The organism is Pseudomonas sp. lyk4-TYG-107, from assembly GCF_030209055.1.
In the GTDB taxonomy this organism is placed as follows: domain Bacteria; phylum Pseudomonadota; class Gammaproteobacteria; order Pseudomonadales; family Pseudomonadaceae; genus Aquipseudomonas; species Aquipseudomonas putida_A.
The window spans coordinates 121,387-137,308 of sequence record NZ_JARVST010000033.1 but is presented as its reverse complement, the minus strand read 5'-3'; the positions used below and the strand labels follow the sequence as shown (position 1 = coordinate 137,308).

Sequence of the window (15,922 nt, the reverse complement as noted above, 5' to 3'; positions counted from 1 at the left end):
GGAAAGGCAGCGGCCGGCAATACCGCCCGCTGCATCCTGGATGCCTGGAATACGCATCACCGTTTAGTAGTTGAATTTTGTTTTGACCTGTTCGCCTTCACGATAAGACAGGACAAATGACTTCCATGGTTCACCGCGCTTGTCTGCGTTAGCCTGTAACTCGCCTACAAGACGCAGAATTTTCGCGTCATTTATGTCGGTCTCGACGTTCCAGTCCTCCACGCCGTCTTTCTCAACGCCTAGTTCCGTCTCAATGTATCCCTCCCCCAATTCCACGCCGTAGCTGAATGCATCGTAGCCATGAACGATACCGGCTTCGACTTCCTGGAAAATTTCCTGGACGATTTTTATATCTTCAGTAATCACTATATAACCTCCGGAATTTGATGAGGCTCGTTTTTAAAGACTACGGTTTTAGCCTTCCCATCAACTATGTAAGTAACTCTCATCGCGTCAGGACGGACTGAGCCTGGGTCTTCACGCACGAACCTGACGGTTGTTACACCCACTGTTTTTGATGGATCGTCGAGCGCTTCCTTCACTCTATTCTCATAAAACACTTTGTAGGCTGAATTGTTGAAATTCTTGTCCTGAGGAAAAAGATTGTATTTATCGCATGTCCCGCCATTGCTACACGCCTGAACGTGCCCGCCCACGTCAGTGTCACGGCCTTCTTTACCAGCCTCCGTCTGCCTGGAATCCCGAGGCACCTTCTCTTTGGTCGGGGTGAACGTCAACTCTTCTACCATACCCTTACTGTTGGTCGTAAAGGTATTGCCATTATCCAGCTCATACCGGGTGTTGGGGCTTCTGGCAGCAGGGTTGTTAAGCAGTTCATATTCATGACTGCCTTTGACTGACTTGGCAGTCTCGACCTTCACCACGGCCTCGACATGAGGCTTCGCGGCATCGCCATGCCCAGAAGCTACAGGAGGCTTGGTCGTCGGCCCGTCTACCCATCCTTTGCCCGGCGTATCACCAAACTCTTTCGCCCAGTCGGGATGCTTCGGATCGATCGTAATCGGATCAGAGACTTTCCCGCCGGTCGTCCCTTTGCCACCGACGACACTGAAGACCTTGCCCGTGACGCTACCTGCCATGTTGGTTGCGGTGCCCAAGGCAATGTTCAGTAGCGTCGCCGCGCCTCGTACATAGGCGTCACCGCCATCACGAGAGTTTGCACCTAACTCAAACATTTTCTTGAGGCGGTTATCGTTTTCCACCAGGCCGTCCTTGGCCTCACCGCTTAGTTCACTGGCCAGGGATTTAGCCAGGTTATCTTTCATCGCCTCAATTTTGTCGCCGAACAACTTGTTGATCAGGACATTGCCTGCAAGACCGATAGCAGCTTTTGCCGGCCCCATGGCCGCCTGGATACCCAAAGCCAGCAACTGGGCCTGCTCTTTGGGCAGACCGTCCAGATAAGTCTGCAACTTGTCAGCGCGCAATAACAGCACAGCCCCCGGAGTACCCGGTGCCGAGCTTCCCAACCAGGTCTGTAGATTTTTTTTGTCAGTATCCTGGTAATGAACAGAATCCCAATTATTCGGTGGGGTATCACCCTTGGCACACTCTCCCGACGCTTCGCAGGCCGCTTGCGCCGAAGAAAATGCGGCAAATACCTTCGCGTATTCTTTGATAGCAACGATGTCTTCCTTCTTCAGGTTATTGACATCGCCCGGATCCTTGCCATTTCGAACCAGATTTTTGGCGATATCCAAGGCTAGATCGTCACCCAGCCTGTCGCGCGCCGAAGCAGGTACGTCATCCAGCGATACCCGCTGTGCCTGAAGATCGGTCCAGGCCTGGCCGACCATGTTGACCGGGCCGGTAATCAGCTTGAGTGCTGCCTCAAAGGAGCCTTGTGTAGCGTCGCCGTAGCTCTCTATTTTTTCTGCCCAGGCTTTCAAGGTACCGGAAGGATCCGCTACAGCTTCAAGCGAGGACTTACTCACGTACAGATCGGTACGAGACTCCTTGTCCTTGGTAATTTCGTAGCCCTTGTCGACATCACGGTTCAACCCGACAGTCGAATCCTTGCCGGTCTCGGCGTCCTGGCGAACCACAATTTCCCCGGCCCCGACGGTGCCTCGCACAATCTGCTCGCGATCCTTGTCGTACTTCCAGCCACTGACGCTCCAGCCGTTTTCGCCTTCCTTGCCTTTGCCCGTCTGGCTGGCGTCCTGAGCGCCACTGCCTTTACCCGCCGTGTAACTACCGCCGACGTTCAGGTAGTAGCCGTGTTCCTTGTCTGAACCGGCAATATCACTGAAGCCCAGAGTGCCGGTATCCAGTTTCAGATTGCCGTTGTCGGCAGCGATCAGCGCACCGTCCAGTTGGGTGTGATTTTCGGTGCGGATATCAACCTTGTTTTTGCCGGTGATGGTGGTTTGTTGTTCGATCCAGTTCGTCCTGCCCGCCGTCTGGCCATAGCCCACCGAACCGCTGACCCCGGCGCCCGGACCAAAAGTGGCAGTAACGCTGATATCAAACTCTTTGCCCTTCACCTTTCCGGTGTCGGCTACAGAAGACACATTGAGGTCACCACCCACGCGACCATTGACCTCATCGCCCCGCAGTGTTGCGCCGGCGATATTGGTGTCCTTGCCGCTGGTGAAGCCCAACCGGTCTCCGGCGTAGAGGTAAGCCTCTTGCTGCCGCTCGCCCTCGCGCTCCAGATTGCCTTTGCCCATGCTGACACTGGCGTAGACACCAACACCCTCGGAACCAAAGACCAGCCCCACTTCACCGCCACCGTTGTGCCGGTTACTTGTGCTGTCGCTGTCGTTCTGTGCCGAACGAATGTTCAGATCGTTGAAGGCGTTGAGTTCGATATCCCGGCGGGCGGTGACCTGTGTGCCGATCAGATTGAGATCGTGGTCAGCTTGCAAATTGACATCCCGGCCGGCGCCCAGTTGAGTGGGCGTAGAAGAGCCACGTGTCCCGTCTTCAGTGGCTACGCCATAGCTGCCACCAATGCCGATCTTGAAGCCGCCACTGGTGCCGCCATGAATTCCGCCCCAGCTGTCGCGCTGGGTGCTGTCCTGGCTGACAGCGCCTTTGGCGACATCGAAGGTGACATCACGACCGACGACGTTGATGTCGCGTCCTGCCTGGAATTTCGATCCCTTTACCGTTACATCATTCTTCGCATTCAGGCTCAGATCGTGGCCTGCATTCAGCGTCGAAGATCGGTTGCTTTGCTCGATAGTTTGCTGACTGCTGCTCTGTTTACTGTTACCGAACTTGACGTCCGCTGTCGGTCCGGACAGGAACTGGCTGATGCCGTCCACAGCCTTGAGGGTGCTTGAGCCCTTGCTGACGTTATCCTCACCTTTACCCGCACCATTGACGGCGTCTTTCGTCTGGCCATAGTTGTGGTCGATGCGCACGCCAAGGCCATTGCGCTCGGTTTCGCGCTGCTGCTCCACCAACAGGGTTTCACGGCCGGCGTCGATGTTGATATTGCGGTCGGCATTCAGTTCGATATCGTTATTGGCCGCCAGATCCGAGCCGATCTGGTTGATATCGCGCTTGGCGTTGATGGTCAGATCCTGACCTGCACTGATCTGGCTGGCAGCGCCGCTCTGCTGTTCACGTCGATTTTTTTCCTTGAGCCCATCGACGCCGACAAAGACGCCCACGCCATTGTCATCACTGGAAAAGCCGATCCCCGTCTGTTTGGACTTCGACCACGCTTGCTCGGCACTTTCATTGGCAGCGGCCATGACGTTGACGTCCCGGCCCGCGTCCATGCTGACGTGACGGCCGGCATCGATACCGCTACCCAAAACATTGATATCGCGCTCGGCGCTGAGGATCGTGTCACGCCCGGCACTGACCAGGCTGCCCACACTGGTATTACCGTCGCCCTGCCGCCCCGCTTCCTTGGCGGAGGTGAGAGACAGAAAGCCACCCGAGACCGAGAGACCGGTTTTCTTTTTGTAGGCTTCACTTCGGTTGTAATGGGTGTCGTTGGCCGATATCAGATTGATGTCACCCGTATCATCCACCAGACCGGCGCGGAGCTCGGCATCGTTGCCTGCAGTAACAGCGCTGGCCTGCACGAGGACGTCTTTACCCGAAGCAATAACGACGTCATTGCCCGCTTGCAACTCGCTGGCGATTTGGGTGCTGCTGGTGTTGACGGCACTTTTGCCACTTTTTGAGAGGCCAAAGGAGCCTTTCTTGGTTGTCTTGCTGAAATCACTGTGTTCATCAGTACCCGAGAGCACCGAGATATCATTCAGCGCACCCAGGACCAGATTGTTACCGGCCTTCAACTGACTACCGATCACGGTGAGATCGCGCCCCCCCTCGAGAGAAACACCGCCCTTGTCCGACAGCTTCGCGTTCACGGTCAGGTCGCGGCCGGACTCTACGACCGAGGCCACGTTGGTGCTGTCGTAAGTCGCGCTTTCGCTAGTTTTGCTGCGGCCGAACGATCCCTTTTTCTTCCTGTAGTTATAGGTAGAGCTTTCATCCTGGGCAGAGGCGATGGTGATGTCCTGAACGGCCTTCAGGCTGACATCTTCTTCGGCCTTGATCCGACTGGCGATGATGCCCAGATCATTACCCGCGCTCAGCGCAATATCGCGCCCGGCGTTCAGTACGGAGGATTGTTGCGTGATGCTGTGAGTCTCATTAGCGCGCTTCTTGCTACGCGCGACGTAGTCACTTTCATCGGCCGCCGAGGTGATAACGATGTCATGGCCGGCATCGACTTTGAGATCCAGCTTGGCATCCAGCCGACTGGCCACAACCGCCACATCCCGATCAGCACTGATCGACAGATCCCGCCCGGACTTCACTTCAGCGCCGTGCTGAGTGATCGTCTGATTGAGGAAATTGCTACCCCGTGCATCGGTGCTGCGATTCTGCACCGAGGTGATGTTCACATCGCGATCAGCATCGAGCGTCATATCCCGGCCGCTCTGCAGAACGCCACCGATGTTGTTGATGTCTTTGCCGGACTTGATTGTCAGGTCGTTGGCTGCCTCGATCCGGGCGGCGTTGTCCAGGTAGTCACGGTGCAACACGTTGCCGCGTCCGGTGAGGTCGAAGCCGGTCACGTCGCGCTGGTTGATCACACTGCCGTTGGTGGCGGTCAGGCTGACGTCCTTGCCGGAGATGATGCCGCCGGACTTGTTGATGATATCGTTACCGGCCTTGAGCGTGAGGCGTTCACCGGCTTCGATCAGTCCGGTGTTGGTGAGGTTATTGCCAGCCTCCGCCGAAAGGTTATTGGAGGCTCGCAACGTACCGGCGTTGTCCAGATCGCCACCGGCAATCAACGTCACATCGTTGCCCTGAATCAACGCCCCGTTTGGCGCCAACCGGTTATTCGCCTGAGCCAGATACAGCACCGGCACCAGCACTTTCTCACCATTCACTTCGTGCTCTTCGAGCCAGACGATGTCGTGGGTCAGTGCCGCCACTTGTTGTGCAGTCAGCGTGACGCCCATCGACAGGTTGAGCTGATCCTTGCTGGCGATGGCGTTGTTCATCAGGTACTTGAACATCGCTTCGTCGGAGGTCTGGCCGTCGATGAAACGCTGTCCCGTACGCTCGACGACCGCTTGCTGGATCATCCGCTGTTCGAAGAAACCGTCACCCAAACGCTTGGCGCTGATGTCCGGGTCGTAGCCGAGTTTTTGCAACAGGTAATCCGAGCTCTCGAATTTCTTCAGGTCGGTGAGTACCGGGTTGGTCTCGATCAGGTATTTGTGCGGATTGGAGCGCACGCTGGTGTCGGGCAAGCCTTGTACGCGTGGTACATCAAAGGCGGGGTTGCCCCGAGCAGGAACCAGCACACCGACTGGACCGTCAGCGGCGGTTGCACCCACGTTGAACTGAGCCGTTCTGTCGTTAAGATTCAACGACGCGGCATCGCTCAGCGCCAGATCGCGTTTTTTTATCGACACCGGGTCGTTGTTGTCGAACTGGAACTGGGTGGACGGCCGAGCGGGCATGCCGGCCGTATGACGGGTCGACTCGCCGGACAGCGTACCGATGGTCCAGGACGGAGCGGGCACCGAGGATTGTTCGCTACCACCTTTGCCGCTCAGGCGGAACATGCCGTTGTCACCGACCGGCAGGCTGAAGCCGGGTAATGTCAGCGGGTTGACCTGTTGTTGTGCCAAGTCCGGTGGCAGTTGGCTGTTGAGGCTGATGACGGTGGTTTTACCGGTGCCGCCAGCGCCGGTATTGGCGTTGCGAGAGGTGCCGGCGGCGCCTGAGCTGTAGGCCTTTTCAACACCGTTGCTGATTTTGTTGCTGGCGTTGATGGTGACATTGCCGGCGGCCTGGATGATCGCCGAGGCGAATCCTGAAGGGTCGGAGGTGACAATCTTTTCATTGAACACGGCATTCTTTATGAAGTCTGGAGCTTCCGTTCTGACTCCCGAGGAATAGAGAGAATCTCCGAACTTGACGGCCTGACTCTGTTTATTCAAAGAAATGATGGTCGAGCCGAACGTCTGGAACCAGTTATCAGCCTCACCCTTGGCACCATATCTGACGACCTTGGAAACTACCCGTGAGTCATCTTCGTTGGCATTCCAGAAGTGCAGATCCTTGTTGTAGTCCGCGTCGTTGTACATGTTGTACGCAACGACTTCGTTCCACTGGGCAACGGAGAGCCCGCCATTGACGTATTTGCGGGAAACGTAATCACCAGTGGCAGTACCCGAATTCTCGAAGTTGGCCACGTTGACGTTGATGTTTCCAGAAGCGGCGATCGACGAGTTCGAATTCAGGAACGAGCCGCCCACAGCATCAAAGTTTTTTCCGGCAGTTATGGACGCGGCTTTGGAACTTTCCCCCTCCGAAATGCTTACCTTGAACTTTTGCTCCCAGACCAGGTGAGACGGTAGTTTGCCTCCTTGCAGATCTGTCCAGTTAAGCGGGATCTGATCACACGAATAGCAACGCACTCCAATATCCGACGAGTACATCTCGGAAACCGTCTTGAACTGATCTCTACGGTTAACAATCGAGTCGGCCTTGATCGAGAAGTCGCCGGTGCTCTCCATCGTCCCGGAAAGATTCTCCACCGTTGCCGCGCGATTACCGGCATCGTCCCGTGCGATGTCAATTCCGCCAAGGCTGTAAACATCGGATTTCTTGTTGCTGAGGCTGCCCACGCGAAGCTTCATGTCGCCACCGCTGAACAGGAACCCGCCCTGATCGTTGAGCAGTGATGATGCCGTCAGTTTCATACCCGACGCGCCTGCGAGCGTGCCGTAGTTGTTAACGGTGCCGCCATTGAGGATCAGATTATTGGCAGCGCTGAGCCGGCCATAGTTGTTGACGATCGCCAGGCCTCCGCGTGCGCCTACGGTCGTATTGCCTCCGGCCGCGATACTCGTAGCGCTGTTCAGGTTGAGGGTGGAGGCGTCGAGTTGCAGATCGCCCAGACTGCTCGTGCGCCCGTTGCCGCCGTAATTGCCACTCAGCTGGATATCGACGCTGCCATCGCTGGCAATCAAGCCTTCATTCGTCCAGTTACCACCACGCCCCACCAGTTGATTGGAAGCGAGCAACTGGCCGCTCGCAGTCTGCACAAAATTGCCGACATTGACGGTCAACCGCCCAGCCTGAATCACACTGCTGTTGGTCCAGCTGTCCGCGTTCAGCGTCAGGCCGCCGAGGGTCACCAGCGAGCCGCCGGCGTTCATGACGTTGGCGGTCGAGATGCCGAATTCGCCGACGCCGACATGGGTGATCGAGCCGCCGGCATTGAGCAGGCTCGGCGTGGCGAGATTGAAGTCGTTGTTGGCGGTTTCCACCAGACCGTTGCGGTTGTCGAACAGGCTGCCGATCTGGAAATCGGTTTTGCCGCCAGCGCCCAGTGCGCGCAGTTTGCCGCCCTGGTTGTCGAGGTTGGCGGCGCGAATCGTCAGTGTGCCAGCGCTTTCGATCAGGCCGCTGCGGTTGCTGAGGTTGCCGTTGACGCCCAGGTCGATGCCATTGCCGCTGATCTGGCCGGCGTTGTTGCTCATCGAGCCGGCGGTGGCTTTCACCTTGCCCCGGGCGTAGATCCCGCCGCCGCTGTTGTCGAGCGTGCCGACACCGGCATCGAGCAGGATGTCACCGCTGTTGGCGGCGATACGCCCGCCGTCGCTGTAGATACCACCGAGTGCGCGCAGATCGAGGCGGCTGCCTTCGATCTTGCCGCCCTGGCCGTTGCGCAACACGTCAGTCAGGCGGGTCTGCAGCAAACCCTTGAGGCTCGACAGCACACCGCCACGGCTGTCGAGGCTGGCGGCGGTGAGGGTCAGGTCGCCGTTCTGGGCGATGATCTTGCCGCCCTGGTTGTCGATGGCGCCGCTGCCCGCATTCACGGTCAGTGCAGTCATGCTTTGCACAGCGCCCTTGGCGTTGTTCAGCGCCGCAGCGGTGAGGTGCACCCCGGCATCGCGGCTGGAGATCAGGCCATCGGTGTCGTTGTGCAGAGTGCCGCCAACGGTGAGATCCAGTTGGCTGTTGGCCGACACGGTGCCGCTTTGGCTGTTGTTCAGATCACCGCTGGTGAGCAGGTTCAGCAAGGTCTGGCTAATCAGTTGCCCGCCGCGGTTGTCGACGCTGGCGGAGCGTTTGATCAGCAGTGGGCCGTTGCTACCCAACGCGCCATTGACGTTGGTCAGAGCGCCGAGCAGGTCGAGGCTGACGCTGTCATCGCCAACGAAGCTGCCATGGCTGTTATTCAGTTGCGTGCCGGTGAAGGTCAGGGCTTTTTTCGCGGTAATTCTGCCGCCGCTGTTGTCCAGCGTTACAGCGCGGACATCCAGCGTGTCACCGCTCTCGATCAAGCCGCCGGAAGTATTACTGAGCGTGCCACCGGTCAGCGTCAGCGTCTGCTTGCCGCCACTGCTGAGAGTGCCGTTGCTGTTATCGAGGCTCGCGGCCTTGATGCTCACCTCGCCCTTCGCGCCCACGCCACCGTTGCTGTGGTTGGTCAGCGCGCCACTGAGGTCGATGCTGGTGTTGCCGAGCAGACTGGAAACACTGCCTTGCTGACTGTTGTCGAGGGTGCCGCCGGTGACAGTCACGCCGTTCCAGCCGGAGACCAGACCACCCTGGTTTTTCAGCTCGGCAGCGGTCAGGGTCAGCTGATCGTTGCTGATCAGGTTGCCGCCACGGTTGTCCAGGCTGTTGCCTTTCAAACTGAAGCTGTTGACGCTGGAAATCTCGCCCTTCTGGTTATTCAGATTGCGCAGCGCATCGATGCTCAACACGCCTTTGCTGTTGATCACGCCGTTCTGGTTATTGAGGTCACGCAGGTGGGCGATGCTCAGCAAACCCTTGCTGCTGATCAGGCCGTCCTGGTTATTCAGATCCTGTGCGGTGGCGCCCAGATCGATCGCCACGCCCGCAACACCCACCAGCGTGCCGCCCTGATTATTCAGGCCGGTGCTGTTGAGGGTCAGTTGTTGCGCGGCCTTGATGCTGCCCTTGTTCTGGTTGTTCAGCAGGCCATCGACCTTGACGTCGATATCGCTGTCACTGAGCAAAACACCCTCGCCGCTGTTATCCAGACTCGCCGCGCGAACCTGCAGCGCCGCCGCCGCGATCTTGCCTTTGATCGAGGTCAGCGCGTTGTCGATCTGCAGGGTGAGTTTCTGATTGCTCAGCAGTTGGCCGCCGCTGTTATCCAATGACTTGGCGAGCAGTTCGAAAGCCTGCTCGCTGGAAATCTCGCCGCCACGGTTGTTTACGTCAGCCAGATTATTCAACAACAACTGACCCGGTGCACTGATGACGCCGCCCTGGTTGTTCAACGCGCCGCCGTTCAGATCGACGCTGACATCAGCATTGCTGCTGAACAGCCTGCCGCCCTGCTGATCGAGACCACGAACATTGGCCACCAGCGAATTGGCCGCGCCGAGACTGCCGGCGGTGTTGGTCACCTGGCCGGCCGTGATGTGCAGTTGATCGGCGGAGTAAATGCTGGCCTGGCTGTTGTTGAGGTCGCCGGTGGTGATGCTCAGTTTGCCTTTGCCACTGATCGCGCCTTGTTGCTGATTATCCAGCGCGCTGCTGTTGAGCGTCAGGTCGGTGTCGGTCAGCAGTTTGCCGCCCTGGTTACTGACGGCGCCACGGGTGTCGATGGTCAGCGCTTTAGCGCTGGAGACCGTGCCGGCGTTGTTGTCGAGGCTGTCGGCGTTGATCGCCAGAGCCCCTTCACCGACGACACTGCCCTGCCCGTTGTTCAGCCCCGCAGAGAGGTTGATTGCGATATCTTTCTGGCTGGTCAGACGTCCGCTGTTTTCCAGGGTCTTGCCCGTCAGGGTCAAGCCGCTGTCACCGGACAGCAGCCCCTTGTTGCGGTTGATGACGTCATTAACCGTCAGCGCCAGATTGCCGCCGGCGAGCATGTAACCGCTGTCGCTGTTGTCGAGCCAGGCGCCGATCAGGCTCACATCGGCCTTGCTCGACAGTTCGCCGCTGCGGTTGTCGATACGGTCGACGCTGAGCTTCAGCGCTTTTGTTGAACCGATGAGGCCTTCCTGACGGTTATCCAGACTGGCGGCGGTAATCGTCAGGCCGTTGTCGGCGATGACCACACCGTTCTGGTTATCGAACATTCCGGTGACGCTGAAATCGACATCACCCCGCACGCGAATGTCGCCGCTGTTGTTGTTCAGACTGGCGCTGCGACTGTCGAGGCTGGCGGAAGCAATCACCCCTTTGACGTTGCTCAGGGCGCGCTCGATAGTGAGGCTGAGCTTTTCATTGCTGAGCAATTTGCCGCCATCGTTGTTGAGGCTTTGTGCGTTGACTGCCCAGGCCTTGGCGGCGGAGATTTCGCCGGCGCTGTTGTTGACGTCCTTGAGGTTTTTCAGCAGCAACTGGCCCGGCGTATGGATATTGCCGCGCTGGTTGTTGAGCAGGCCGTTGTTCATGTCCAGCGTCAGGTCGCTGTTGCTGAACAGCTCGCCGCCGTCCTGTTCCAGCGAGGTCAGCGAAGCCTGAAGTTTCTGCTGGCTACCGATGGTGCCCCCGGAGTTGTCCAGGTGCCCGGCGGTCAACAACAGCGTGCCATCGGTGGCGATACTGCCGCTCTGACGGTTTTTCAACTCGCCGGTGGTCAGCGTCGAATCGGCCTTGGCGCTGATGATGCCGTTGGCGCTGTTATCCAGGCTGCCACTTTTGAAGGTCAGGCCTTTCTGCGAGACGATCAGGCCGCCCTGGCTCAGTACCGCGCCGGTGGCGGTCAGCGCCATTGCTTCAAGGCTCGACAGTTTGCCCAAGCGATTGTCGAGGCTGCCGGCGGTGAGGATCATTTGCCCTTCACTGCTGATCAGGCCTTGCTGGTTATCCATCGCGCCGTCGAAGGTCAGCCCCAGACTGTTCTGACTGACGATCCGCCCTGCGACGTTACTCAACCCGGTGCCGCTCAGCGTGCTCGCGCCCTTGCTGAAAATCAGGCCGTTAGTGGCGTTGATGATCTGCGCGACTTTCAGCGCCAGCGTGGTGTCGGACAGCACCTTGCCGCCGTCGCTGTTGTCCAGGCGCGACCCGTTGATGTGCAGGTCCTGCTGGCTGGAGAGCGAGCCGCCGCGGTTGTCGATCTGGTCGACGTTGACCGTCAGGGTCTTGAGCGACCCGACGAGACCGTCCTGATGGTTCTGCAGCGCCTTGCCGGTCAGCAACAGGTTGCCTTCGGCAACCAGTTCACCGCCCTGCTGGTTCAGGCTTTCGATGTTGGCGTCGACATCGCCCTTGCCGGAAATCCGTCCGCCATCGTTGATGACATTGTTGGCCTTGAGCCTCAGCAAACCGGTCGAGGTGAGCAGACCGCCATTGCGGTTGTCCAGCGTGTTGCCCTCGAACGTCAGTGTGGTCTTGCTTTCAACGCGGCCCTTGTCGCCGTTATCCAGTTCACCGATCAACAGTTTCGCCGCCTGATCAGCGCGAATCGTGCCACTGCGGTTGTCCGTATTGGCGCTGGTAACCGTCAGGGTGTTGAGGCTGGAAATCTTGCCGGCGCGGTTATCCAGGCGCGTGGCTTGCAGGTCCATCGCTGCGTTGGCCTGGATCAGGCCTTTGTTCTGGTTGTCCAGGCGATCGCTGATGCGCGTGGTCAGCGTGCCTTCACTGGTCAACTGGCCTTGCTGGCTATTGTCGAATTGCTGTGCGCGCAGGGTCAGCGCTTGTTTGGCGCCGATCCGGCCGCCGTTGCTGTTGTTGATCGCGCCGATGGCGGTGATGTCGAGCAACTGCCCGGCGGTCATCACGCCGGCGACGTTATCCAGCGAAGTGACCGTCAGTACCGCGTCGGTCTGGCCGCTGAGTTCGCCATTGCGGTTGATCAATTGACCGATGTTGCCGGTCAGTCTGGTCTGGCTGTTGATCACGCCTTTGTTGTTCAGCACTTGAGCGGCATTCAGGTTCATCGTGCCGCCGCTCAGTACGCGCCCGCTATTGCGGTTGTCCAGGGTGCCCGCCGTGATCGCCGTGGTTTGTCCGCTGAGGGTGCCGCCCTGGTTGCTCAGGGTTTGCGCAGTGCTGACTGTCAGATTGCGGCCGGCGATGAGGCTTTTGCCAGTGTTGTCGAGGTTTTGCGCACTCAGGCTCAGATCACCGTTGGCGTTACGGCTGCCGTCGGCGTTGACCCCGGCCTCGATGACTCCGGCGTTGGTCAATTGCCCACCGGCACTCAGGGCAATATTGTCGCGGGCAGCCAGGGTCTGGCGGTTGGTCAGATTGCCTTGGGTCTGCACATTGAGCGCGGTGCCGGCATACACCGGGCCGCGCGCATCGAGACTGGCCGCCTTGACGTTGACCGCACCTGTCGCCGAGGTATCGGCCAGGCTCAATTGACCATTGGCATCAAGCTGGATATCGCCACCGCTGGCGATCAGTTTACCGTCGAGCTTCACGCCGACCCCGGCCTCGGTGCCGACCAGTTTGATCGACCCGGCATACATCCCGCCCAGCGCCGAGGAGTCAATCGCCAGTTGCGGTTTGGCGCTGCCGTCGTCGGCGCGGGCCGTGGCGCTGAGATGTTCAGCGTTGACGTCGTTACGCCCGGCGACGATGGTCAGGTTTTTCGCCTGGATCTCGGCGTTGATCTTCGCGGTGCGGGTGATGATTTCGAAGCGGTCGATATTGGTTGCGTTAAGCCCGGCGCCTTCGATGGCGACCGAGCCTTGATCGACCTGAAAGCGATCGAGGCGACCGTTGTCCAGCACCGGTTTGCCGGTGGTCAACGTGACCCGTGGCGCATTGATGAAACCGCAGCCGTTGCAGGTGATGCCGTAGGGGTTGGCCACGATCACCCGCGCCGACTGCCCCGCCACTTCGGTGTAACCGCGCAACTGGCTTGGGTTGCCGCTGATGACTTCGTTGAGAATCGCTTGCGCCGAGCCGCTGTTTTTCAGGTTCGGGTTGCCGATGATGTGCCCGGCCAACTGGGTGTTCGAGGTTTGCGTCGAGCCGTTGTTGAGGATGACGCCCTGCGCGCCGACGTTGTAATCGTGGAACTGGTTGTGCGACAGCCCGCTGCCGTTGGGCGTGGCGATGTTGATGATCGGCACGCCATTGCCGGCCCGATCCAGCGCGGTGTTCGGGTTGGCCACGACAATGCCGTCGGCCTGCGCCCACATCGGTTGCCAGAACATGACGTTCGCCAGCAGGAACGCCAGCCCGCGCTTGGGCATGCCCAGAAACGACTCACGGGTTTTCACGTCAGCAGAAGGCTGACCAGCGAGGAAGGCGTATTGGCGAACGTCCATGTTTGAGCTCTCGTTGCGACAGGCGAGTGAGGTCTGGGTAATCAACAGGCAAAGCGATCCCTGCCTGGCCAAAACACGGGGCCAAGTGAGAGAACAAGCAAAAGGGGGATAAATGCGCGCCTCGGTCAGAACGTCCAAAGCGTGGCAAAAACGATCGCAGAACCGCTGGCGAATAGTTTGTTCGATCCCTCGAAATCACAATTTGATATCAATGTGATGGCGCGATGGTAGATTGCCATCATTCTGGCGTCAATAAGTCGTACAGCGTCTTTTTACGCAACCTCTCTAGCCCACGGCTTTTCCTCAAGAAGCCTACTTTTCAGGGGAGATCGCGACCGCTCGGTCACTCAAATTGTGCGAGTCAAAAACACTGGAACTGAACTTTTCACCGCCCGAAACCCTCCACCGATTGACCCGCCTTAACCGGAACGGAGGCCCGCCCCCATGAAAACCCTGCTCAAGCTCACCCTCGCCGCCACTCTCGCCTGCGCCCTGCCGGTCTGGGCCTGCACACCAGAAGAGGCCACCGCCAAACGCGAACAACTGGCCAAGGAAGTGGCCAAGCTCACCGAACAGAATCCGGCCAAGGCCAAGGAAATCAATGCCGAGTTGCAGAAGATGGACTTGGGCACGGCCAGCGCCGATCTGCCGGACAAGTGCCAGTTGATTGATCAGCGCTTGAAGGAACTGGACTCGGCTGAGAAAAAAGCCGACAGCTAAAAGCAAGATCAAAAGATCGCAGCCTGCGGCAGCTCCTACACCAGACCCTGTAGGAGCTGCCGAAGGCTGCGATCTTTTGATCTTGAAAATGCATTAGTGCATTTATTTTCTTGCACAAACGCATATCCAGACTAAGGTTACATCGAGCAAGGAGATCGGCACCGTTCATCGCAGATGAAAACCGTTAACCACCGATCGCTCGGCAATACCGCAACACAACCACAAGCTGGACGCTTGTTTTCATTCATGGAGGACTGAAAAAATGTTAACCACTCAAGCAACATCGTTCACCGGCGAGAGCCTGCCAAGGTGCCTTGTTGGCCACCTGATCGACCCGCAACTGGTCGAGGTTGAAGCCACTGCGCAAACGGCGGCACTGGCCGCTGCCAACCTTAACTTCACGATGCAGAAACAGACTCAGACCAACTGGTGCTGGGCCGCTGTTTCCGCTTCGGTCGGCAATTATTACGGCACTGGAAACTGGACCCAGTGCGGCGTCGCCAGCACCCAACTGGACCGCAATTGCTGCAGCCAGCCGGGGCCGTGCAACGTCTACGGCTATCTGGATTCGGCCCTGCAAACCACCCGCAGCTATAACGGGATGAATCAGGGTTCGCTGCAGATGTCGGCCATTCAGAACCAGATCAACATGGGCCGCCCGGTCGGCCTGCGTTGTGCCTGGTACGGTGGTGGCGCGCACTTCCTGGCGATCTACGGCACCAACGGCAACTACGTGCTGATCGCCGACTCGATCTACGGTTACTCGACCCGCGCGTTGAACTCCTTCCCGGGTTCGTACAACGGCGGCGGCAACTGGACTCACACTTACTTCACCGCGAAAAACTAGGAGGGCGACATCATGCAACTGACTTATCCAAAGGCGCCTTCCAACGGCGTTCAGACTTTGCGTCCGGTGCTGCAAGCCGCGCTGCAAAACCAGGGCTTCGGCATCAACCGCCAGTTCGCCAACGCGGCACCGGCCAAAGTCAGCCTCAGCGAAGCCTACCGCGGCTACTCGCTGACACTCGACGATCTGAGCCAGGGCAAGGGTCTGAAAGACGCACGTATCGGCGACTGGCATTACCTGGTGTTTGCCGACGGCGTAAGCATTGCCGATGCGCAACTGGCCGAGGTGCGTGGCCATGTCGAGTTCGCTTCGCTGAACCACGGCACCCGGGCCGCCGACACCGTGGGCGCGTTGAAACTGGCGGAACAGGCGCCGCAATTGCAGGGCAAGAGCGTTGAACTGCGGCTGCTGTTTGTCTCGGCACTGCACGTCGTGGCGATCTGGCTGCACGCTGACGGTGAAGATGTACTGATCCCGATCGAGCCGACGCCGAAAGAGCTGGGCGACTCGCGGCTGTACAGCGAAGCCGCGTTGCTCGCGCAGCTCAAACCGGCGGCCGATCGCGCCAGACAGCGCTTTGACGCGGACACCAGCGGACAGTTGGGGAACTGAC

The 15,922-nt window shown here is 58.7% G+C and carries 5 protein-coding genes; 3 read left to right on the top strand and 2 right to left on the bottom strand.

Annotated features, from left to right (window positions below; genetic code table 11):
* Positions 1 to 63: 63 nt before the first annotated feature.
* Together QRN61_RS25695 and QRN61_RS25690 are read right to left on the bottom strand one after the other, a co-directional pair.
* Positions 64 to 366 (bottom strand): hypothetical protein, encoded by a 303-nt coding sequence (locus QRN61_RS25695; RefSeq protein ID WP_096797480.1) that lies wholly within the window; start codon positions 364 to 366, stop codon positions 64 to 66.
* A complete protein-coding gene (locus QRN61_RS25690) occupies positions 366 to 13,742 on the bottom strand; it encodes a hemagglutinin repeat-containing protein (RefSeq protein WP_285376094.1) in 13,377 nt (4,458 codons plus the stop codon). The genes QRN61_RS25695 and QRN61_RS25690 overlap by 1 nt, the downstream gene beginning before the upstream one ends.
* Before the next feature lie 444 nt (positions 13,743 to 14,186).
* Between QRN61_RS25690 and QRN61_RS25685 the strand changes: the two genes are divergently transcribed.
* The 3 genes from QRN61_RS25685 (at position 14,187) to QRN61_RS25675 (ending at position 15,921) form a co-directional block, all read left to right on the top strand.
* The gene (locus QRN61_RS25685; RefSeq protein WP_097086740.1) at positions 14,187 to 14,462 is read left to right on the top strand and encodes a hypothetical protein; all 276 of its coding nucleotides are present in this window, start codon (positions 14,187 to 14,189) and stop codon (positions 14,460 to 14,462) included.
* Between the two features lie 262 nt (positions 14,463 to 14,724).
* Positions 14,725 to 15,309, top strand: a complete 585-nt coding sequence (locus tag QRN61_RS25680) for a papain-like cysteine protease family protein (RefSeq protein ID WP_097086739.1) — start codon at positions 14,725 to 14,727, stop codon at positions 15,307 to 15,309.
* Between the two features lie 12 nt (positions 15,310 to 15,321).
* Positions 15,322 to 15,921, top strand: a complete 600-nt coding sequence (locus tag QRN61_RS25675; RefSeq protein WP_285376091.1) for a hypothetical protein — start codon at positions 15,322 to 15,324, stop codon at positions 15,919 to 15,921.
* Position 15,922: the final 1 nt, after the last annotated feature.